The following is a 21,149-nucleotide window of genomic DNA, read 5'->3' as shown; positions in this document are numbered from 1 at the left end:
GGCACACAGGTAGTCGCAGCGCTGTTGTGCGCACGACCGGGGGCTGTCGCGCGCCGCCGGGCGGGCTCGCATCGGGCCGACCCCGTGCGCCGCCCTGGGCGCGTTGTCGCGCGGGCCGGGGGCGGGTTGACTGGATCGCCGAACCAACCCTGCGCGCGCAAGGCGCCTCCAAGTCGGGCACGGCACAGGAGAGACGAGGTGCGTCATGTCCCCGGCCACTCCCTCCGCGTCCTCCCCGCTGTCCGCCCGCCCTTGCGAGGGCCAGAAGGTTCCGGTGCGTCGCCGAACGCGGCAGGTCAGGGTCGGCGATGTGCTCGTGGGAGGTGGCGCACCGGTCAGCGTGCAGACGATGACCACCACCAACACCGCCGATGTGGACGCCACGTTGCGGCAGATCGCCGCCGTCACCGCGGCCGGCTGCGACATCGTGCGGGTGGCCGTGCCGTCCCAGGACGACGCCGACGCCCTCCCTGCCGTCGTGGCGAAGTCCCGCATCCCGGTGATCGCCGACATCCACTTCCAGCCCCGGTACGTGTTCGCCGCCCTCGACGCGGGGTGTGCCGGGGTGCGGGTGAACCCTGGGAACATCCGGCGGTTCGACGACCGGGTGGGCGAGATCGCACGCGCCGCGGCGGCGGCCGGGGTGCCGATCCGGATCGGGGTGAACGCCGGGAGCCTGGACGGGCGGATGCTCGCCAAGTACGGCGGTGCCACGCCCGAGGCGCTGGTGGAATCGGCCCTGTGGGAGTGCTCGCTGTTCGAGGAGCACGGCTTCCGGGATCTGAAGATCGCGGTCAAGCATCACGACCCGCTGGTCGTCGTCGCCGCCAACCGGCTGCTGTCCGCGCGCTGCGACTACCCCCTCCACCTCGGCGTCACCGAGGCGGGCCCGGCGGTGCAGGGCTCGATCAAGTCGGCCGTCGCCTTCGCGATTCTGCTGAGCGACGGGATCGGGGACACCATTCGCGTCTCCATCAGCGACGACCCGGTGGAGCAGGTCAAGGCCGGCATCCAGATCCTGGCCTGCCTGGGCCTGCGGCCGCGCAGCCTGGAGATCGTCTCCTGCCCGGGGTGCGGGCGACTCCAGGTCGACCTCCACACGCTCGCGCGACGGGTGGCAGCCGCCTTCGAGGGCTTCCCGCATCCGCTGCGCGTCGCCGTCATGGGCTGCGTCGTCAACGGCCCCGGCGAATCCCGCGAAGCCGACCTCGGAGTGTCGTGCGGCAACGGGAAGGGACAGATCTTCGTACGGGGCCAAGTCGTGCGCACCGTACCGGAGTCGAGGATCGTCGAGGCACTCCTGGACGAGGCACTCCGGTTGGCCGACACGAAGGAGTAGCCGCCCCGGCCGAGCCCGACAGCGCTGTCAGCGCGACAGTGATCCCGTCGGCAGTGCGCGGTAGGCGCGGGCGACCTGGACCAGATAGGCGGTTTCGGCGGCGATGTCCTCGCCGCCCGCCTCCGCGACGTTCACGTCCGGGGTGCGGGGGTGCTGTCCCTCCAGCTTGTTGCGGCGGGCGTCCCGCAGCAGCCGGGCCATCGCGGCGGGATCGGTCACGGGCCGCTCGGGCTGTACATAGTCACGCAGCACGAGAATCGCGTCCCGGATCTCGACGATGGTGCGGTAGACCGCGAAGTGCCGGGGGCCGCGCGGCCGCAACAACTCCATGAGCCAGGGCCGCCGTTCGGCCAGTGTGACGGTCGGCACCGCTTCGACGAGGTCGCGCCACAGGGGCCACAGTCGGTGGAAGGTGAGCAGTTCGGCTCCTGCTCCGCGGAGCAGCACAGCGGCCGGGACGCCGAGCGCGGCGGCCCGGAGCAGCCCGTGCAGGCCCATCAGGTACGGCAGAAGCGGGGGCACCCACGCCGGGCTCAGCAGGAGGTCGGCCAGGTAGGCGCACCAGAACACTCCGGCACACGCCGTGCCCAGGCCGAACAGCCCGAGGCTGGTGCGCAGCGCACGGTTGGAGCCGCACCCGCTGTAGCGCAGGCAGACCCGTGCGCAGACGAGGTTCGCGGTGAGGTGGGTGGCGATGATGACGAGCCAGTACGCCGTCGACGGCGTGGCCGGCCCGGCGCCGAGCGAGGTGTGCTGCACATGGTGGGGCGCCATCACGTCGAGCACGACGAGCGTCACCAGCACGAGGCCCAGGGCGGCGTGCAGTTGGGGTCTGTGGCGGCCGCCGGTGGCGGTGGTGATGAAGTCTAGTACGGCGGCCGCGGAGAGAACTCCGCAGAGGTTTATGGCGAGGGCGGTGAGGTGTGTAGGGCCGGTGAGGTGTGCCACGAGGCGGCTGACCGGTGGCAGATTGAGTGTGGTGGCGGCCGCCGCCGTGGCGACGGCCAGCCATATGCCGCGCTGCCGCGTGCAGCGCAGGGCCGCTCGGGCGCGCAGCATGACAACGGGCCACATGCAGAAGACACTTACGGCTTCGACCGTCTTGCCGAAGTTCGCCACCTCACTCCCCACGCCGGTTCGCCTCACCCTCGTACGGTTCACCCACACCCAGTCCCGCCTGCAGCTCACCGAGCACACCGCCGGGCCGCGTGCCACGGCCGCGCAGAGCGCTCGCGTTGAGCAGACTCGCCAGCATCTCGGCCTCCTGCTCCTGGACGGTGGAGTAGCCGGTGCGGGCGAACATCCGCCGGATCAGGCTCGGGTCCAGGTCGGGCAGCAGGCCCGCGGTGGCCGAGCCGTCGGCGCCGCCGAGTGTGTGGTGGTTGAACAGCAGGTGGGCCAGCTCGTGCAGGATGATGTGTTCCTGGTGCGGCTTCGTGGTCCGCGGCTCGTAGAAGATGTGGTCGTCGGTGTCGGTGGCGAGCCACAGCCCGCAGGCCCCGGCGGCGGCTGCCCGGCCGGGCAGCGCGTGCAGGTGCAGGGGGCGGCCGCGCGACTGCGACAGTTGCCGGCAGAAGGCATCGAGGGAGAACGGCCGGGGCAGCGTGAGCCGGTCGAGCACCTCTTGGCAATGACGGGTCAGTTCCTTGCGCCCGTATAACATCCCTGTCTCTTCCCCCAGAAGTCAGCGCTCGTCGTTGTCCGGCTTCTCGTCCACCACGTTCTCATCCACCACGGGTGACAACTGCTGCAGCTTGCGGGCCTCGCCGACCATCGCGAGCAGCGCGTCGAGGCTCTCGGTGGAGAGCCCGTCGGCGCGCAGCGCCAGGTTGCGCACACGGGCGTCGCGGAGCGCGGTGGCCAGCTTGAGCTGGGCGTTGACCCGGTCGGCGACCTCTTCGTTGAGGAAGTACTCCGGCGGGACACCGAAGAACTCGGCCAGCACGTCGAGCTGTTCCAGCGTGACGTTGCGCTTCTTGCCGGTGGCGAGCTCCCACAGGTAGGTGCCGGAGATGGCCCCGCCGGTCGCCTGCCGGATCTCCGCGGCGAGCTTCGCGTACCCCGGGCGCTTGCGCTCGTCGGGGTAGAGGGCCGCGATCAGCTCATTGAGGCGCTGGTCGAGCTTGCGCAGCAGGGGTCGGCCGGGTGGCACGGAGGAACTTTCGTGACCAGTCATGAGCCCGTCCTTCACCTGAAGGACCCTGCGAGAGCCCCACTGTCCGCTGTTGTGGACCGAGCATACCGCCCGTGGAGGCCACCTATCAGCCAGTGTTGACAGGCGAGTTCATGATCAGCGTATGCTCCCGGAATCGGCCATCCGCTATAGCGGACAGGCGGATCGACACGTCATGTACGGAGCCACTACGAACCGGGAGCCGGCAATGGACCGAGTACGAGAAACAACCAGGACGGACCTGTCCCACGACGACGTCCTCTCACTCGTCAAGAAGGAGATCCTGGCGATCCACATCAAGGGGTTCTGCCGGGACGAGTCACTGGCGAACGCCCGCCGGGAGCTGCTCGACCACCAGGACCGGGGCGTACTGAGCCAGGCCCACGAATTCGGCCGGATCGGCTTCGCCTACTCGGAGATCAGCGACGAGGAGTCGCGCCGGACCTACCACGAGCAGGCCCTGCCGAACATAGCCAAGCTGCGCGAGGTATTCGCCCCTTACCCATCGCCCACCGATGAACTGCGCCTGCTTCTCGACGAGTTGTGGCCCGCGGGCGCCCACCTGATGGAGGTGGACGGCAAGAAGTGCTTCATCGGCATCTGTCGCTACCAGGACCGCAACGTCGATCTCAACCCGCACACCGACGCCCTGGAGCGCAACCTTCCGGCCCATTACCAGGGACATCTCCAGGCACAGCTCTCCGTCAACATCTACGTCAACATCCCGGAGCAGGGCGGCGAGCTGGAGCTGTGGGACATCGAGCCCAGCGAAGGCGACTACCAGGGGCTGATGGGCGATCGCGCCTACGGCATCGAGCGGGACAAGCTCCCCGCCCCGGCCGCGGTCGTCAAGCCGGCCGCCGGTGACCTCATGCTGCTCAACCCTCGCGTGATCCACGCCGTACGCCCGTCGCAGGACAGTTCCCGGGTCACCCTCGGCCACTTCCTGGGATTCATGGGCAGTGACCGCCCCCTCGTCTTCTGGAGCTGAGCCACCACCATGGACAACCGCACCAAGGCATCGTTCGGGAAACAGGCGGAGGGGCTCGATCTCAACGGCGCCCGCACCATCCTGCTCGTCAGCGTCGGCCAGCGTTATCACGAGGCCGACAAGCTCCGAGCCACCGTCGACCTCATCAACCGGTCCGGGTTCGGCCTGTGCACGATAGCCGTGGCCGACACCCTCCAGCGCAACAACTACCTCGACATGTCCGAGGACGAGGCGTACGCGCATTCCCTGCGCGCCGGGGACGAGTGGCTGACCCGTAACGCCGAGATCCTCAACGGCTTACAGGTCGAGCACGAAGTCCTGCGCTGGGACGAGGCGCTCGCGCACGAGGACTACGCCGGGCTGAAGAAGCTGGTCGAGGACGAGTACCACACCAACCCGGTGTACCGGGGAGCGGTCAACTCCACGATCGGGAAGTTCATGGAGCGGCTCACCAAGCGCGACGAGGGTGCCGACCTCGAAGCGGCCTTCAACGGCTGCCTGACCTACCTCATCGAGGAGTGCCCGATCATCATGCCGCTCTGGGCGGCACAGGGCTACGACACCGTCATCTACCCCCAGCCCATGACCTCTGCCATGGCCATGACGCACGAGATCTTCGTCAGGCCGTTCCACCCCGGCAAGGGCAACTGGCTGTCCCTGAAGTTCAAGAAGCGCGCGCAGGCCACGGAAGCCACGGCGTAGCTCCCGCCGCCAAGGACCCGGTACCGGCGCCCGAGAGATGAGTAGCAGTGATCACTGAAGCGAACAGAAAATGGTGGGCATTCACCGGGGTCAGCATCATCAGCTTCCTCGGCTGTATCGACCTCACCATCGTCAACACAGCAGCACCGGACATCCAGAGCGATCTCCACGCGACGGTCACCGACCTTCAGCTGATCGTCAACATCTTCATCGTCGCCCTCTCCATGTTCATGGTGACGATGGGGCGGCTCGCCGACACCCATGGGCGACGGCGCGTCCTCTACACCGGTACCGCGGTCTTCGGCCTGGCCTCCTTGGCGGCGGGTTTCACCACCGACGTCCGCTGGCTCATCGCGTGCCGCTTCGTCCAGGGCGCCGCGTGCGCCGTCCTCTACACCAGTACCAGCGCGATCGTCGCCAACGCCTTCCCCGAGGAGCAGCGCGGCAAGGCGATCGGCGCGCTGTACGGCGTCAACGGCATCGGCCTGGCGATCGGACCCATGCTGGGCGGGGTCATCGTCAGCTGGCTGAACTGGCACTGGGTGTTCTGGCTGAACGTCCCTCTGGTGGTCGTCGCCCTGCTGATCTGTTCGGTCAGTGTCACCGAGTCCCGCAGTGACGATCTGGGGGCGCGCGTCGACTGGCTGGGGCTCGTCCTGATCACGATCGGTCTGCCCGCCCTCGTCCTCGGCTTCACCCTCGGCGACACCTGGGGCTGGGCCTCCGGACGGATCGTGGGCGCGTTCGCCGTCGGCGTCGTGGCGCTCGTCGCCTTCTACCTGGTCGAGCGCCGGGTCGCCTCCCCCATCATCCAGTTCCACCTCTTCGCCAACCGGACGTTCATCAGCGCGATCACCGCCGACTTCTCACTGGCGTTCTTCTACTGCCTGGCGTTCTTCCTCATGCCGCTCTACCTCCACTCGGTCCTGCACTACGAGGGCTACAAGACCGGCCTGATGCTGCTGCCGTGCACCGCCGTCGTGGCCGTCCTCTCCCCCGTCGTAGGACGGCTCGTCGACCGGTTCGGGCCGCGCAAGCTGCTGTGCGTCGGATTCACGGCGTTCGCGCTGTCGGCGCTGTTCCAGTCCCGGTTCGGCGAGGACACCGGCATCGCGTACGTCGCCTTCTCCTTCGTCCTCATGGGCTTCGGCTGGGCCTTCGTGCTCGGCCCTGCCACGGTCGCCGCCCTGTCGTCGGTACCCGAGCGCCTTGCAGGCACGGCCGTCGGGTCGTCGTGGACCTTCCACAATCTCGGAGGTGCCATCGGGCTCGCGGCCGGCATGGCGGTCTACCGCTGGTCGGCGGAGGACTCGCTCACCGACAGCTTGGCCAGGAACCACATTCCGGGCGGCGACTGGACCCGCGAGGTCGTCAGGAACCCCGAGGACGGCATCCAACTGCTCCACGACCACACCGACCTCGGAGCCCAGCAGGTCTCCCAGGTCTACGAGTCGCTCTTCACTCAGGGCAACCAGGCCGCGATGTGGCTGCTCTTCGCCACGTCCGCGGTGGCACTGTGCGTGATCGGCGCGCTGGGCCTGCGGCGCACAAAGGCGTCGGTTCCCGGCCCCGCTGCGGCAGAGGCACAGCCCCTGCACAGCGAGCAGCGGTGAGCCGTCCTTGACGGTCACTACGTCGAGGGCGGGGGCCGACCCACCCGGGTCGGCCCCCGCCCTGTCACCAGGAGGCGCGATGCTCCTGGCCGGTGCTCACCCTCCCGACTCAGCCACCGGTACGAAGCCGAGCGGATGGCGCACCGTTTCCGGGCCTCGGACCCGCGTGCCGAAGACCACCAGCTCGCACGCGGCCGCGGCACGGCAGTCGATCGTGCGGCCGTCGATGGCGGTGAACGTCGCCGACAGGGTGACCGTCTCGTCCATCCGACCCGTGTCACTGGTGGCCGGCGGCCTGGAGCGGGGGCGGCAGCCGAACGTGTCGGTCGAGCCGGTGGCGCACTCCATGACCAGCACGTGGTACTGCGGTTCGTAGCCCTTGCCCGTGGCCCGGACCGCCTGGCCGTCCACCAGACCCGCGTCGGGGTCGACCTGCAAAGTGGGCGGCGCTTCCAGCGCCCCGTGCGGGGCGAAGCGCAGCGGCACGGTGGTGAGCAGCGCCCCGGTGTTGTCGGTGAGGGCGAGCGAGCACGGGTTGCTCGACGACACCGTACGGCAGTCGAACTTCCCTGCCGTGGTGCCCAGTTGGGCGTACAGCTTCTTCGGGGAGAGCTGGTACGTGCCGTCCGGGTACACCCGGAACTGGCGGCCCGTGTCGTCGTCGCAGGTGGTCGTGGACGCCGAGGGGCCGCACTCCTTGACCCAGACGTAGTCCTTGGGCGGCCCGCCCGCGATGGTGAACTTGACGATGTCGCCGTCCCGGAGGCCGGTGGTGCGGTTCACCTTCAGCTGCGGGCCGGGGGTGGCGGTGAGCGCGGCCGGTGCCGCTGCCGCTGTCGGGGACGTCAGCTGCCACGGGCCCCAGCCACCACCGGGAAACGACTGGTAGATCTCCCACATGCGGTCCCGGTTCCACTCACGCACCGTCAAGTGGAGCCTGCCGTCCTGGAGTTGCTCCACCGTGCTCGGCTGGCTCAGTCCCACGTTCGGGTCGGGGACCTGCCCCATGGGCAGCACCGGGCCCCAGCCCGCGTCCGCGTTCCGCTGGTGCCGCACCTCCATCGTGCTGCCGGTCCTCGACCCGGAGGCGAAGGCGTCGATGCTGCCGTCGCGCTCTTTGAACAGTACGACTCCCCCGTGGTACGGGGTCGGGGCGAGCCCGAACGCGTCCGGGGTGCTCCAGCCGCCCGCACTGTCGTCCTCCACGGCGTGGCAGAACGTGCCGTACGTGGAGAACAGCAGCTCCAGGTCGCCCGCCGAGTTCTCCATCGCCGTGATGGAGTAGCTCTTGGGGCCCACGGTCGCAGCGCTCACACGCTGCCAGGCGCCGTACGCGCCGCCCGGCGTGTCCTGTTCGCGGTGCCACACGAAGGGCAGGCCCTTCGTCGCCGTGCTGTCGTAGAAGAGCTGGAACTGTGCGATCCGGCCGTCCGCGCGATCCACGGAGACCAGGCTGTCGGAGGCCGGCGAGCTCGCCAGCCCCTTGGCTCCGGGGTCCGTATTGCATGCGGAGGTGGTCGTGGACGCAGCGGGTGCCGCCTGCGCCACTGCGGGCACCCCGGCCGGTCCAGCGCAGGCGATCGCCACCGCGACCATGCCCCGCACCAGCGCCCCGGCTCTCCCGTCCCGCGACGTTCTTCGTCGTAACCTCATGTACTCCCACCCCTCTCGGTCGCCCCACCCGGCAGGGGAGAATCCTCTCGGCGCACGACGCCCACGACCAGCTCGCAATCGGCCAGCGTCACGTGTGAGAACAAGCCGCAGCACGTCCACCCGGCCCGGCTTCGGTCAAGTGGTCCGGAGGCAGGGCGAGTTGGCTCATGCGCGCCATATGGCCGCCTTCGCCCTCACTCCCGAGGACGCCTGGAAGGTGCTGGTCGCCACCTCCCAGCACACCAACACCAAACTGCGCCGCCTGGCCGAGCAGGTGGTGGACTCCGCACGAGGGACGCCGCTGCCCGAGCCCGTACGCAAACACCTGTCCGCCGCGGTCGCCGAGGCCGCGCCCCGGGACCCGAGGCGCCTCGGCGTCCCGCGGGCTGAGTCTCAGGGCGAGGTCACCCTGATGGGCTGCGCGGCGTACGTCTGCGCGCGGACCGCGTCGAACAGGGCGCCCACCTCCTGCTCCGTCAGCCCCATGGCCACGGCCTCCCGCATCCAGTCGGCGAGTTGGGCCCGCAGTGGTGACTCGGGGTCGCTCTGCGGGGCGGCCAGGGAGCGGGTGATGAAGGTGCCCGCGCCCTGGCGCACCTCGACGAGGCCGGACCGCTCCAGCTCGCGGTAGGCCTTGAGTGTGGTGTTCGGGTTGACCTTCGTGTCGGCGGCGACCTGTGCCGCGGTGGGCAGCCGGTCGCCCTCGCCCAGCGCCCCCATGCGCAGCGCCTGCTGCACCTGCTGCACGATTTGGAGGTACGCGGGCACTCCGCTGCGTCGCTCTATGCGGAACACGACCATCGCACCCGCCTCCTTCCCATCCTCTTGGTACGGCTACAGGGCCGTGCGCCGTGTGCGCAACACTGCGAGCGCCACGAAGATCGCGCTCGCGCCCAACAGCAGACCCGCCGCGGTCCACTGGAGCGTGGCCATCTGGTCGTAACCGAAGTAGTCCCACACCGAGTTGACGATCCCCAGTCTGGCGCGACAGGCCTCGGGGGCGGCGTCGTTCACACACGTACCCCAGCCGTAGACCTTGCCGGAGGCGGTGCCGACCCACTGGTCGACCTGGACCGCGTCGGTGAGCACGGCCGGGTGCGCGCCATCGAGGGGGAAAGCGACCCGGCGCGGTGTGGCCAGTCGGTTCCTGAAGTAGTCGGCCACCAGGAGCGAGGCCGCCGTTACGAGGAACGTGACGGTCATGGCGGCGACCGCGCGGCGCACGAGCGCTCCGACGAGGATGCCGAGGGTGGTGGTGAACAGGACCAGCGCGGTCAGCACCGGAAAGCTGTTGTCGAAGACCGTGCCGTCGAGCCACGTACTGGACACCGCGGGTCGGACGGCCCGCCACCACCAGCCGAACAACGCGCCCAGAACCCCGGTGGTCATCAGGACCAGGCCCAGCGCGAAGCCCAGCTTCCAGAGCAGCCAGCGCAGTCGGGGCACCGACTGGGTCGAGACGAGACGGGCGGTCCCGTGCTCGTGGTCTGCGGAGATGAGCGGTGCGCCGATGAACACGCCGAACAGCAGCGGCAGATACCCGAGGTACCGGGCGACATTGCTGAAGGACCTGTCGAGGCGCTCCACCATGGCGCCGTCGAGGCTGTCGACGGGCTTCGCGGGCCACCCTGCCGCGTGCAGGGAGTCCAGCATGGTGCCGCGCTCGTGGATGATCCAGGCCGCTCCGACGACGGTCGCCGCCGTGCAGGCGATGAGGGCGGCCCGATGCTGACGCACCATCAGCCATGCCAGGCCGCGGAGCCGCCGGCGCCCGGCGAACGAGGTTTCCTGCTGTACGGGGGTGCGGGTGACGGCGCTCATGCCGCGCGCTCCTCTCGGTGGCCGGGGACGGCGGTCGGGGAGAGCAGCGCGGGCGCCTCCGGGTGGCGGAGGTAACCGAGCAGCACCTCCTCCAGGCTGGGTTCGGCGAGCTGCCACGCCGGGTCGAGCGGGGCCTCGTGCCGGACGAGGGCGGTGAACTGCCGCCCTGCGGTGCGGACATCGATCACGGTGTGCGAGGCAAGCGCGTCGGGCAGGCGGCCGTCCGTGGTGACCCCGGTGACGACCGTGTGCAGCGGCACCAGCTCGTCGGCGTCACCGGCCATCCGGACCCGGCCGCCGGCCATCACCAGAAGGTAGTCACACATGTGCTCGACCTCGGAGAGCATGTGGGACGACATCAGTACGGTGGTGCCTCGTTCGGCCACCTCCGACATGAGCAGCGAGCCGATCTCGTCGCGGGCGAGCGGGTCGAGGTCGGACATCGGCTCGTCCAGGAGCAGCAGCTCGGGCCGCTTCCCGAAGGCGAGCGCGAACGCCACCCGGGTGCGCTGGCCGCCCGAGAGGCTGCCCATCCTGGCGCTCGGCGCCAGGTTTCCCTCGCGCACGATCCGCTCGGCCGCCGCCTGGTCCCAGCCGGGGTTGAGCTCCTGGCCCATCCGCAGGCACTCGGCCACGGTGAACCGCTTGAACAGCGGCTTGTCCTGACCGAGGTAGGCGAACCGGGGCATCACGGACGGGTCGCCGACCGGCTGCCCGAAGATCCGCAGTTCGCCCCGCGTCGGCTCGATGAGCCGGGCCGCGACCCCCAACAGGGTGCTCTTTCCGGCCCCGTTGGGCCCCACCAGACCGCAGACGCGCCCGGCCGGGACCCTGAAGGACTCCTCCCGCAGCGCCCACCCCCGGCGGTACTTCTTGCCGAGCCCGCGTGCTTCCAGGGCCCACCGACCGTCATCCCCACCTGAAGTGGCCGTGCCGCTCATGCTCCCCCCTCCCACTCGATTCCACTAGTCAACTAGTGGAATCATGGTCTTCGTGGCGCGAGCCTGTCAATTTGCTCCGACCAGGGCACAGCCGGGCGGAGCCGCGCGGGGCCGGGCGGCAGGACCCCGCCGACGCGAGCCGGGCCCCGCACTCCCCACGATTTCGCCGACGACCGACGCCGCGGACAGACCTGCGACGCGGCCACAACGCGACGGAGTGCGCGCCGCAAACGCGTCCGAATCATTCAAATTACCCAGACCATTGCAACATCCCGTTCACGATTCAAAGGTCCCTTGTCCCAACTCGCCATGTAGTGCAGACTTTTATCTCCGAGAAAGCTCACGGAACAACGGGCCGATCGGATCCGCCGCTCTACCGTGAGGAACTTCCCTTGCATGGCGACAGCACATCCATCGCAGTTCAGGACCACGTCACCACCGATTCGTTCCGGTCCGCGGTCGGCAGCTTCTGTACCGGCCTGACCGTCATCAGCGCCATGGGCCCGAAGGGCCCCGTCGGATTCACCTGCCAGGCCTTCTCCTCCCTCTCCCTCGACCCACCACGGGTTCTCGTCTCCGTCGGCCGTACGTCCACGACATGGCCGCACATCAAGGCCGCGGGCCGCTTCTGCGTCAACGTCCTCGCGGCGGATCAGACCTCTCTGAGCAGGCGTTTTGCCCGTCGCGGCGGCGACAAGTACGCGAGCGTGGGCTGGAGTTGCCCACCCGGCGGGTCCCCCAGGCTCGACGGCGCGTGCTCCTGGTTCGAGTGCGCCATCGACGCGGAGTTCGACGCGGGCGACCATTTTGTTGTCGCCGCCCGCGTACTCGCCCTGGACACGGACGAGAGCCGGAAGCCACTGCTGTATCACCGTGGCCGGTATGCATCGCTCGGCGAGAGCGTGCCCGGCCCGGCATAACCCCGGAGAGCCTGCTCACATTCGGGCGGGTGAAGCGATCCGCACCCCGGAAGCGCACCATCGCTTTCTCGCCAGAGCTCCCGAATTCAGCCACCCAAAAGGGCCCGATCCCACTCAGGCATTTTCCTTCTGTCGGCACGTACTCGATGACGTGCCGACTCCCGGCGATGCCACTCCTCTATCAATTCGACGTTAATTTTCTGTCAGGAGAATTCACATGGCAATCACCTCTGATCGGTCGGGCCTGCTCACCGGCCTCGACGTGTTCGTGGGCGGCCCGATCCAGCACGCCATCCTGGCGAACGGCTTCGCGGGCGACCTCCAGTCCGCGATCACCACGGCCATCGGCACCGTCCGCGAGAACGGCGGCAACGTGTTCTCCGCCCATGTGGCAGAGAAGTTCGGCGAGGACACCGCGCAGTTCACCCCCGAGCAGGTCTCGGTGCGCGACTTCCGGTGGATGCGCAAGTGCGACGTGTTCGTCCCCGTGCTTCCGGTCCTTCCCGACCTCACCCTGCGCCGCACCGACGGGACGCACGTGGAGCTGGGGTGGGCCACGGCGCTCGGCCGTCCCATCGTCCTGGTGACCAAGCAGCCGTTCGTGGACTCGGCCAGCCATCTGCTCAAGGGGCTGCACCGGGTGGGCTCGGTGCAGGTCATCGACTTCGACGAGTTCAACGAGAAGCCCGGGCTCCTTGTCGACGCCGTTCTCGCCGCGACCGAAGTCCAGCGCGAGGCCCTCGGTTCGGCCGTCGCCGCGGGCGTCTGACGACACTCCTCGCACTCCCCTGCCCGGCCGTCACCCGGCCCGTGCCCGGTCGGCCGCGCATCCCGCACCGCCTCACCACGGAGACATCAATTGTCCGACGGCGTACGCATATTGGGACTCACGCTCAAGAATCCGGTCGTGGTCGGCTCCGGCCTGCTCACCGACCAGGAACGCAACATCCGCAAGCTCCTCGCGACCGGCGCGGGGGCCGTCGTCACCAAGACGATCCACCCCAGTCCGCCCCAGGGCCTCGACGAGCGGATCTTACGGTTGCCTTCGGGCATGCTGAACAGCACCACGTACTCCAAGAGGTCGGTCGAGCACTGGCTGGCGGTCCTCACGTCGTTCGCGGACGAGCGGTTGCCCGTCATCGCCTCCGTGCACGCCGACACCCCGGCCGAGCTCGGTGAGCTCGCCGCCCGCGTGGCGGCCACCGGCTGCCCGGCCCTTGAGCTCGGCATCTCCTGCATCAACGAGGAACCCGGCGGCGAGGAGGACACCCCCGACCGGGTCCACGCGTACACCGCGGCCACCCGGGCCCGCACCACGCTGCCGATCTCGGTCAAACTCGCCATCGGTGAGGGCCTGGTGGACCGGGTGCACGCGGCCGTCGCGGGTGGCGCGGACGCCGTCACGGTCAGCGACACCATCTCCGGCGCCGCCGTGTCCTCCGAGACCGGCGACCTCGAACTCGGCGGCGTCTTCGGCTACTCGGGCCCCGCCATCAAACCCTTGGTCCTCGCCGCCATCTGGCAACTGCGCCGGCGCGGCTTCGATCTGCCCGTCCTCGGCTGCGGCGGCGTGAGCTCCGGCCGGGACGTCGCCGACTATCTGAGCGTGGGCGCGGACGTGGCCCAGGTCTACACGGCACTGCACACCGACATGTACGAGACGCTCGACCGGATCGTGACCGAGACCGGTGCCACCCTCGGGCGCCCGGCCGGCGCGGCGGCGGGAGCGGTCCGGTGACCCACGCCGCGTACTCCGCCCTGACCAGCGCCGAAGTGAACCGATCCGTCCAGGGCAGGACCCTGGTCTGGCCGATCGGCGCCACCGAACAGCATGGCCCGCACCTCCCGCTCAGCGTCGACTCGGACCTCGCCGAGGCGTTCGCGGCCGAGATCGCCGCCGGGCTCGACGGACTCACCCTGCCCCTTCACCAGATCGCGGCCCGCTCGCTCCCGCAGAGCGGCGGCGGGCTCTCCTTCCCCGGCACGCTGTACGTGGGTGGCGACACCCTCATCCACTACGTACGGGACGTACTGGAATCGCTGGTCGCGCTGCCCTTCGAGCGGCTGATCATCGTGAACGGCCACTTCGAGAACGAGCCCTTCCTCTTCGAGGCGCTCGACCAAGTGCGTGCTCGCGGGCTCCTGGACGGCCGCGAGGTGTACGCCTTCAGCTGGTGGAGCCTCGTCCAGGAATCGTGGACCGCCGCCGAGGTGCCCGGCTTCCCCGGCTGGCACGCGGAGCACGCGGGCGTGACCGAGACCAGCCTGATGCTGCACCTGCGCCCGGAGCTGGTGACCGAGGAGCGGCCCGAGCACGACAGCCCACCGCGCAGCGGGGTGTATCTGCACCCCATCGACGTGGAGCAGATCTCCAACAACGGGATCCTGTCGTCCACCTCGGGCTCCAGCGCGGAGCTCGGCGAGAAGCTCTTCCGGCAGGTGACCGACGAGGCGCTCGCCATGGTCCGGCAGGGCGAGGGCCTGCTGCTCGCCCGCACCCGCCCGGACCGACGCGGCCGTACGCCGTCCGACGCGACCGCCCCGGCCTCACCCGCACCGAAGGGACGACGCGCATGACCAGCACCACACCTGAGGACCGGTCGGCGGGCAAGTTCCATCTCGCCTTCATCTTCAACTTCACCCCCGACGACTGGCAGGGCCCGTTCGGGACGGGTGGGTCGCCGTGGGACGGGAAGTTCCACACCGAGGTGGCCCAGGCGCTGGAGCGCGCCTGCTTCGACTACGTCATCGTCGAGGACAAGCTGATGGTTCCGGAGTCGTACGGCGGCTCCGCCGAGGCGGCTCTCAAGCAGGCGATGGTGGTGCCCAAGCACGACCCCGTTCCGCTGGCGGTGGCCATGGGGGTGGCGACCTCTCAACTGGGCATCGTGGCCACCCTTTCCACGCTCGCGTACCCGCCGTTCATGACGGCCCGGCTCTCCTCGACCCTGGACAGCATGCTGGGCGGCCGCTTCGGCTGGAACATCGTCACCAGCGCGGAAGACCTGGCCGCGCAGAACTTCGGTCTCGACAAGCTGCCGGCGCGCGATGTCCGGTACGAGATGGCGGATGAGTACGTCGACGTCGTCAAGCAGCTCTTCGCGTCCTGGGACGCGGACGCCGTCGTCCTCGACCGCGGGAAGGGTGTGTACGCGGATCACACCAAGGTGCGGCCCATCCACTTCAAGGGCAAGTACTTCCAGGTGCGCGGCCCCTTGAACACGGTGCCCTCGCCGCAGCACAGGCCGGCCTTTGTGCAGGCGGGTGCCTCTCCCCGGGGCCGGGCCTTCGCGGCCCGCAACGCGGACTCGATCATCGCCATCGCCAACGGTGTGGAGGGCATGAAGCAGTTCCGCGAGGACGTGCGGGCCCACGCCAAGGACCAGGGGCGCGATCCGGACACCATCAAGACGCTGTTCTGTGTCACTCCCGTCCTGGGCGAGACGGAACAGGACGCCCGGGACAAGCAGGCCCGGATGGTGTCCTCACCGCAATTCATCCAGGACATCCTGGCCCAGACGTCGGCGCTCACCGAGATCGACTTCGCGCAGTTCGATCTGGACGAGCCACTGCCGCGCCGCCTTGAGACCAACGGCGAGCAGGGGTCGCTCGACCAGCTCCAGCAGTGGGGCAGCGGGAAGACCCTGCGCGAGCTGGTCATCGACGCGGCGGGCGGGCTCGTCTCCTCCGTCGACCTGGTCGGTACGCCCGATCAGGTGGCCGAGCGGATGGGTGAGGTGATGGAGGAGGTCGGCGGCGACGGGTTCATGATCACGACACCGCTGCTCCGCCTGAACCGCCGCTACATCGCCGAAGTCACGGACGGTCTCGTCCCGGCGCTGCAACGACGCGGTCTGACCCGCTCCGCGTACACACCGGGCAACACGCTCCGGCAGAACCTGCTGGAGTTCTGAGCGGTGGTACGGGCACCCCGCATGACTCATCGGCCGTGCGGGGTGGCTAGGCCCGTACGACGGGGAGTTCTGCGTCCGCATCACCAGAATCGGCCACCGGGAATTCGCGGTCCGCGTCCGTTTCGACGGCCCGCACCGTCCGGTACCAGCGCCCCCAGGTGTCGAGTTGTTCCGCGATTTCGTCCAGGCTGCGGCCGATCTCGGTGAGCGAATACTCGACCTTCGGCGGTACCTCCCGGTAAACGGTCCTTATGACCAGACCGTCGGTCTCCATTTCGCGCAGCTGGCGGGTCAGCATCCGCTGGGTGATCCGGGGCAGGGCACGCTTGAGCTCGCTGAACCGCCTGGTCCCGGCCAGGAGCTCCTTCAGAATGGCCAGTTTCCACCGGCCGCCCAGGACCTCCATGGCACTCTCGATCGCGCAATATTCCGGCGTACTTTCCGTACGTTCCGAACCGTCGCGCACGACTCCACCTCCACCACGGTATACACCTTGACGGTATACATCCTGAAACTTGGTATACATCTTGATACTACGTCACATTCAAGTGCGTACTTGTGCCCTGCATTTGTATCCCACGATAGTGCGAACATGACGAATAGCGATGCCCCCGCAAAGATTCCGGGCGAACCGGATGCCGCCGCGCAGCGCCGCAAATGGCTGGTCCTCGCGGTGGTCTCCACCAGCCTGCTGCTGTGCGGGATCGACCTGACCGTGCTGCACGCGGCTGTGCCGAGCATGTCCCTCGACCTGCATCCCAGCGGCGTCCAACTCCTGTGGATCGTCGACATCTACTCGCTCACCCTCGCCTCGCTGCTCGTCACCTGCGGCACCCTCGGCGACCGCATCGGGCGCAAACGCATGGTGCTCAGCGGCTTCGCCGTGTTCGGGCTCGCGTCGGCGGCCGCCGCGTTCTCCCACTCCACGCCCCAACTGATCGCCGCCCGTGTCGCCTTGGGCATCGGGGCCGCGATGATCATGGCGTCGACCGTGGCCATCATCCGCGTCGTGTTCACCGACGACCGGGAACGCGCCATCGCGATCGGCATCTGGACCTCGGCCCACAGCGTCGGGGCGACCCTCGGCCCGCTGCTCGGCGGCCTGATCACCGAACGCTGGGGCTGGGGCGCGGTCTTCCTGGTCAACGTGCCGATCGTGCTCGTCATCCTCCTCGTGGGCGCCCGTGTGGTGCCCGAATCCCGCAACCCCTCCCCGCGCCACTGGGACATGGCGAGCGTCGCCCTGTCGATCACCGGGCTCGCGGGGGTCGTGTACGCGCTGAAGCAGGCCGGAGAGCGCGTGGGCGTCGACCCGCTCATCCTGGCCGCCGCGGCCGGCGGAGCGCTGCTGCTCTTTCTCTTCGTACGCCGTCAACGGCGGCTTGCGGAACCGCTGTTGGACTTCTCGCTCTTCGCCGATCGCCGCTTCTCCACCGCGACGCTCTGCGTGATCGGCTGCTTCGGAAGCTATGTGGCGCTGCTGTTCTTCCTCACCCAGTGGTTCCAGCAGGTCGGCGGGTTCTCACCGGTGCGGGCGGGGCTCGCCCTCATGCCGCTGGCCGCCGCGAACGCGGTGGGTGCCACGACCGCGCCCTGGGCCTCGGCCCGCTGGGGCAACCGCTGGGCGCTGACCGGTTCGCTCGGCCTGTTCGCGGCGGCGGCGCTGGCCCTGGCGCTGACCGGGGACACCTCGCACTACACCGGGCTCGTACTGCCGCTCATCGCCGCCGGGCTCGGCGCGGGGGTCGTGATGACGCTGGGCGCGGACTCCATCATGGCCGCGGCCGACCCCGAGCGCTCCGGCGAGGCCGCCGCGATCCAGGAGACGTCCTTCGAGCTCGGCGCCGGGCTCGGCGTCGCCGTCCTCGGCACCGCCCTGGCGGCGACCTACCGCACCTCGCTGTCCGAGGTCCCCGGGCTGAGCCCGGGACAACAGAGCACCGCCCAGGAGTCGTTCGCCTCGGCGGAGGACGTCCTGAAGCAGCTCCCCGCCACCACCGCCACGCACCTCACCACAGCGGCCCGCCGCGCCTACGACCAGGGCTTCACCACGGTCGCAGGGGTGGCCGCGGCCGTGCTGGTGGCCACGGCCGTGCTGGCGGCGACGATGCTGCGGCCGCGCGCGACGGAGGTGGCCGAGGAGGACTCGGAGAAGGAGGTGCACACGGCGCCGTAGGGGGTGCCACTGGATTGAAGGACGCGTGCCGGCCCGGGAATCGGAGCCGGTACGCGCCCTTCCTCTTCTGCCACAAACACGTCCAGCACTTCTCTTGGCATGCTCCGATCAGACCTGCCAAGCTTCCCCCAGCCATCGCCCTGACCCCAGGAAGACGGCAGCACACGTCCCACCTCAGTGATCGTGCACGTGCCGCGCACCGTCCGCGGTCGTCCTCCGGCGCACCCAGGCCGGGCCGGGCGGCCACCGAGCAGGCCGTAATCCCGGCCGCCTCAAAGGAGTTCCGTGTGAGACCCACCCCCCACAAGTCCCTCGCGGCGGCCGCATGTGCCGCCGCCGCGCTGGCTGCCGTATCCCTTCCCGCCACCCCGGCGTCGGCCCAGGCCCCGCGCGCCGACGCCTGCACACCGGCCCAGGTGGTCGCCAACGGCGGGTTCGAGAGCGGTACTTCACCCTGGACCCAGTCGTCGACAAGTGTGATCACCAATCGCACCGGTGAGAGCGCCCACGGCGGCACCCACTTCGCCTGGCTGAACGGTGTGGGCAGCACACACACCGACACACTCTCCCAGAGCGTCACGATCCCCTCGGGATGCAGCACCGCCACCCTCTCGTTCTGGCTGCACATCGACACCGCCGAGACGACCACGTCGACCGCGTACGACAAGCTGACGGCGAAGATCGGCGGAACGACGCTGGCCACGTACTCGAACCTCGACAAGAACACGGGGTACGTGCGGAAGTCGTTCGACGTGTCGGGCTTCGCGGGGCAGACCGTCAACGTCGCCTTCACCGGCACGGAGGACTACAGCCTCCAGACGAGCTTCGTCATCGACGACATCGCCCTCGACACCTCCGGCGGCTCGACCCCGCCCGCCGACTCCACCCGTACGCCTGCCGCACCCTCGTACAACGTCAGTCTGACCAGCAACGCGAGCGGCAACGGCTGGACCGGGCACGAGAGTGCGACCTTCACCAACGCCTCGCCCACCGCGCTCAGCGAGGTGTATCTGAGGCTGTGGGACAACTACCACGGCACCTGCTCGGCGATGCCGATCACGGTCAGCAACGTCACCGGCGGCACAGCGGGCGACCTCTCGGTCGACTGCACGGCACTCAAGGTCGACCTTCCGACGCCGCTGCCCCAGGGGCAGAGCGCCACGATCGGCTTCGACCTGGGCATCAGCGTGCCCGACGGCGCCGACCGGTTCGGCGCCGACGGGGCGTTCAACAACATAGGCAACGCCCTGCCTGTCCTGGCCATCCGCGACGCGGCGGGCTGGCACCTGGACCCGTACACCAACAACGGCGAGTCGTTCTACTCGCTGGCCGCCGACTTCAAGGTGACCCTCGACCACCCCACCGGCCTGCTGGTCCCGGCCACCGGCACCTCGGTCGACACACCCGGCTCCAGCGGACGCACCGTCACCACGGCCACCGCCACCAAGGTCCGCGACTTCGCCTGGGCGGCCGGCCCGTTCAGCAAGATCTCCGGCACCTCGCCCGCCGGCACCGCCATCAACATCTACTCGGTCTCGGGCATCAGCTCCTCCGACGCCCAGTCGATGCTGGCCACCGCCAAGTCCGCCGTGGACACGCACGCGGCCCGGTTCGGGGCCTACCCGTACGGCGAGCTGGACGCGGTGATCGACAACAACTACTGGTTCGGCGGCATGGAGTACCCCGGCTTCGTCCTCGACCTGGTCTCCACCACGGCGCTCACCCACGAGATCGGGCACCAGTGGTGGTACGGCATCGTCGGCGACGACGAGTACAACAGCCCCTGGCTCGACGAGGCGTTCGCCGACTACTCCACCGACCTCGCCCAGAACAAGACCGGCACCAACTGCTGGAACAGCGTCTCATGGGCCTCGTCCGCCGAGAAGATCACCAACTCGATGGCGTACTGGGACGCCCACTCCTCCCGGTACTCGACCGTCGTCTACGGCTACGGGAAGTGCGCACTGCACGACCTGCGACGCGTCCTCGGTGACAGCGTGATGGCCAAGTTGCTGAAGGATTACGCCACTTCACACTGGTACGGCGTCTCGACGACGGCCGAGTTCAAGGCGGCGGCCCAGGCAGCCACCTCCACGGACCTGACGTCGTTCTGGACCCAGCACCGCATCGACGGCTGACACACAGGCGCCGGTTCGCCGCGGAGGACGTCCTGCACCACCCGTCGTCCGCGGCGAAGCTGCTTTCAGGCCGGGTCGAAAGCCGCGAATATGTCGAGCAACGGCTGCGAGACGGGCCGGAGTTGTGTGGCGGTCCGCATGCTGCCCTCCCCCCTGGTCAGACCGCCGTCTTCGAGGGCGCCGGAAGGCGGGCCGGGTCGAAGGCGGTCGCGGCGAGCGTGCCATCCCTGGTGATCAGGCCGAAGACCGGGTATCCGGTGATGGCGAAGGCTTCGCCGAGCGGCCCGTCGCCGGGCTCGACCACGACGTGTGCGACCTCGGACAGGGCCGCCACCTGCTCGCGGGCCTCCTCCTCGGTGCCGTGCACCACGGCGAGGACGCTGCGGCCGGTCTCGCGTGCGGTCGTGCGGGCCTGCTCGACGAAGAGCGGCGGCCGCTCCTTGCAAGCCCGGCAGTCGGGCGAGAAGAAGCCGAGCATGGTCTCGCCGAGGCTCTCCCGCGTGACCCTTTCGCCCGCGGTGGTGACCACCGAGAAGGGCGGGGCCACGGAGCCCGCCAGGATGATCAGGCCTTCCGCCACCGAGTCCGCCTTCTGCTCGGCCTGGGCGCGGAGTCTGCGGATGACGCCGAAGGTGAGCAGCAGGTTCAGCAGACAGGCGACGGCGATGAGGGCGACGGCGGCGACGCGGAAGGGCATGGGTGACTCTCCGGGGTCTCGTGTCAGCGTGCGGCGGGGTCTCCGCCTTCAGTGGGAAGGGTGCGGGGCCG

Annotated in this window: 20 protein-coding genes and 1 pseudogene; 12 read left to right on the top strand and 9 right to left on the bottom strand. The window is 69.3% G+C overall.

Annotated elements, in window-relative coordinates:
* Window positions 1-205: 205 nt before the first annotated feature.
* Window positions 206-1,339, top strand: coding sequence for a flavodoxin-dependent (E)-4-hydroxy-3-methylbut-2-enyl-diphosphate synthase (ispG, locus tag ACSHXC_RS36970; protein ID WP_438295704.1), 1,134 nt, complete (start codon window positions 206-208; stop codon window positions 1,337-1,339).
* A gap of 27 nt (window positions 1,340-1,366) precedes the next feature.
* Here ispG and ACSHXC_RS36965 read toward each other — a convergent pair whose 3' ends face one another.
* From ACSHXC_RS36965 to ACSHXC_RS36955, 3 genes are read right to left on the bottom strand one after another with little or no spacing between them, the layout of a single operon-like run.
* Entirely contained in the window at window positions 1,367-2,470 is a 1,104-nt protein-coding gene (locus tag ACSHXC_RS36965) for an MAB_1171c family putative transporter (protein ID WP_438295702.1), read from the bottom strand.
* The gene (locus ACSHXC_RS36960; protein ID WP_438295701.1) at window positions 2,460-3,002 is read right to left on the bottom strand and encodes a hypothetical protein; all 543 of its coding nucleotides are present in this window, start codon (window positions 3,000-3,002) and stop codon (window positions 2,460-2,462) included. Before ACSHXC_RS36960 ends, ACSHXC_RS36965 begins: the two co-directional genes overlap by 11 nt.
* A 21-nt stretch (window positions 3,003-3,023) precedes the next feature.
* Window positions 3,024-3,515, bottom strand: a complete 492-nt coding sequence (locus ACSHXC_RS36955) for a hypothetical protein (protein WP_438295700.1) — start codon at window positions 3,513-3,515, stop codon at window positions 3,024-3,026.
* A 205-nt stretch (window positions 3,516-3,720) separates the two neighbouring features.
* Here ACSHXC_RS36955 and ACSHXC_RS36950 point away from each other — a divergent pair, with 205 nt between their 5' ends.
* The 3 genes from ACSHXC_RS36950 to ACSHXC_RS36940 are packed head-to-tail and all read left to right on the top strand — an operon-like array spanning window position 3,721 to window position 6,818.
* Window positions 3,721-4,503, top strand: a complete 783-nt coding sequence (locus ACSHXC_RS36950; protein WP_438295699.1) for a 2OG-Fe(II)-dependent halogenase WelO5 family protein — start codon at window positions 3,721-3,723, stop codon at window positions 4,501-4,503.
* Between the two features lie 9 nt (window positions 4,504-4,512).
* On the top strand, window positions 4,513-5,205 hold the full coding sequence (locus ACSHXC_RS36945) for a tRNA-dependent cyclodipeptide synthase (protein WP_438295698.1): 693 nt from the start codon (window positions 4,513-4,515) through the stop codon (window positions 5,203-5,205).
* Between the two features lie 47 nt (window positions 5,206-5,252).
* The gene (locus tag ACSHXC_RS36940) at window positions 5,253-6,818 is read left to right on the top strand and encodes an MFS transporter (protein ID WP_438295697.1); all 1,566 of its coding nucleotides are present in this window, start codon (window positions 5,253-5,255) and stop codon (window positions 6,816-6,818) included.
* Between the two features lie 96 nt (window positions 6,819-6,914).
* On the opposite strand, the gene ACSHXC_RS36935 is transcribed toward ACSHXC_RS36940, so the two are convergent.
* Complete coding sequence (locus ACSHXC_RS36935; protein ID WP_438295696.1) at window positions 6,915-8,261, bottom strand: neocarzinostatin apoprotein domain-containing protein; 1,347 nt, start codon at window positions 8,259-8,261, stop codon at window positions 6,915-6,917.
* Between the two features lie 151 nt (window positions 8,262-8,412).
* Between ACSHXC_RS36935 and ACSHXC_RS36930 the strand changes: the two are divergent.
* Window positions 8,413-8,739 (top strand): annotated as a pseudogene (locus ACSHXC_RS36930) (ANTAR domain-containing protein); the annotation flags it as partial.
* A 125-nt stretch (window positions 8,740-8,864) separates the two neighbouring features.
* Here ACSHXC_RS36930 and ACSHXC_RS36925 read toward each other — a convergent pair.
* The 3 genes from ACSHXC_RS36925 to ACSHXC_RS36915 are packed head-to-tail and all read right to left on the bottom strand — an operon-like array spanning window position 8,865 to window position 11,233.
* Window positions 8,865-9,272: a GntR family transcriptional regulator gene (locus ACSHXC_RS36925; RefSeq protein ID WP_438295695.1), complete on the bottom strand. Its 408-nt coding sequence runs from the start codon at window positions 9,270-9,272 to the stop codon at window positions 8,865-8,867.
* A 33-nt stretch (window positions 9,273-9,305) separates the two neighbouring features.
* Entirely contained in the window at window positions 9,306-10,292 is a 987-nt protein-coding gene (locus ACSHXC_RS36920; protein ID WP_438295694.1) for an ABC transporter permease, read from the bottom strand.
* Window positions 10,289-11,233, bottom strand: coding sequence for an ABC transporter ATP-binding protein (locus ACSHXC_RS36915; protein WP_438295693.1), 945 nt, complete (start codon window positions 11,231-11,233; stop codon window positions 10,289-10,291). Before ACSHXC_RS36915 ends, ACSHXC_RS36920 begins: the two co-directional genes overlap by 4 nt.
* Window positions 11,234-11,625: 392 nt before the next feature.
* Between ACSHXC_RS36915 and ACSHXC_RS36910 the strand changes: the two genes are divergently transcribed.
* The 5 genes from ACSHXC_RS36910 (at window position 11,626) to ACSHXC_RS36890 (ending at window position 16,067) form a co-directional block, all read left to right on the top strand.
* A complete protein-coding gene (locus ACSHXC_RS36910) occupies window positions 11,626-12,153 on the top strand; it encodes a flavin reductase family protein (protein WP_438295691.1) in 528 nt (175 codons plus the stop codon).
* A gap of 217 nt (window positions 12,154-12,370) precedes the next feature.
* Window positions 12,371-12,922: a nucleoside 2-deoxyribosyltransferase gene (locus tag ACSHXC_RS36905; protein WP_438295690.1), complete on the top strand. Its 552-nt coding sequence runs from the start codon at window positions 12,371-12,373 to the stop codon at window positions 12,920-12,922.
* A 90-nt stretch (window positions 12,923-13,012) separates the two neighbouring features.
* A complete protein-coding gene (locus tag ACSHXC_RS36900; RefSeq protein ID WP_438295689.1) occupies window positions 13,013-13,891 on the top strand; it encodes a dihydroorotate dehydrogenase in 879 nt (292 codons plus the stop codon).
* Window positions 13,888-14,730, top strand: coding sequence for a creatininase family protein (locus ACSHXC_RS36895; protein ID WP_438295688.1), 843 nt, complete (start codon window positions 13,888-13,890; stop codon window positions 14,728-14,730). Before ACSHXC_RS36900 ends, ACSHXC_RS36895 begins: the two co-directional genes overlap by 4 nt.
* Window positions 14,727-16,067, top strand: coding sequence for an NtaA/DmoA family FMN-dependent monooxygenase (locus tag ACSHXC_RS36890; RefSeq protein WP_438295687.1), 1,341 nt, complete (start codon window positions 14,727-14,729; stop codon window positions 16,065-16,067). Before ACSHXC_RS36895 ends, ACSHXC_RS36890 begins: the two co-directional genes overlap by 4 nt.
* Before the next feature lie 46 nt (window positions 16,068-16,113).
* On the opposite strand, the gene ACSHXC_RS36885 is transcribed toward ACSHXC_RS36890, so the two are convergent.
* Window positions 16,114-16,533, bottom strand: a complete 420-nt coding sequence (locus ACSHXC_RS36885) for a winged helix-turn-helix transcriptional regulator (protein WP_438295686.1) — start codon at window positions 16,531-16,533, stop codon at window positions 16,114-16,116.
* A gap of 27 nt (window positions 16,534-16,560) precedes the next feature.
* On the opposite strand from ACSHXC_RS36885, the gene ACSHXC_RS36880 reads away from it, so the two are divergent.
* Window positions 16,561-18,243: an MFS transporter gene (locus ACSHXC_RS36880; RefSeq protein ID WP_438295685.1), complete on the top strand. Its 1,683-nt coding sequence runs from the start codon at window positions 16,561-16,563 to the stop codon at window positions 18,241-18,243.
* A 287-nt stretch (window positions 18,244-18,530) separates the two neighbouring features.
* Window positions 18,531-20,381, top strand: a complete 1,851-nt coding sequence (locus ACSHXC_RS36875; RefSeq protein ID WP_438295684.1) for a M1 family aminopeptidase — start codon at window positions 18,531-18,533, stop codon at window positions 20,379-20,381.
* 157 nt (window positions 20,382-20,538) lie between these two features.
* Here ACSHXC_RS36875 and ACSHXC_RS36870 read toward each other — a convergent pair whose 3' ends face one another.
* Window positions 20,539-21,078, bottom strand: a complete 540-nt coding sequence (locus ACSHXC_RS36870) for a TlpA family protein disulfide reductase (RefSeq protein WP_438295683.1) — start codon at window positions 21,076-21,078, stop codon at window positions 20,539-20,541.
* Window positions 21,079-21,149: the final 71 nt, after the last annotated feature.

It is taken from the genome of Streptomyces sp. HUAS TT7, assembly GCF_051550175.1.
Lineage (GTDB): Bacteria > Actinomycetota > Actinomycetes > Streptomycetales > Streptomycetaceae > Streptomyces.
The sequence above is the reverse complement of the archived record's forward strand: the minus strand, read 5'-3'. Positions and strand labels throughout refer to the sequence as shown.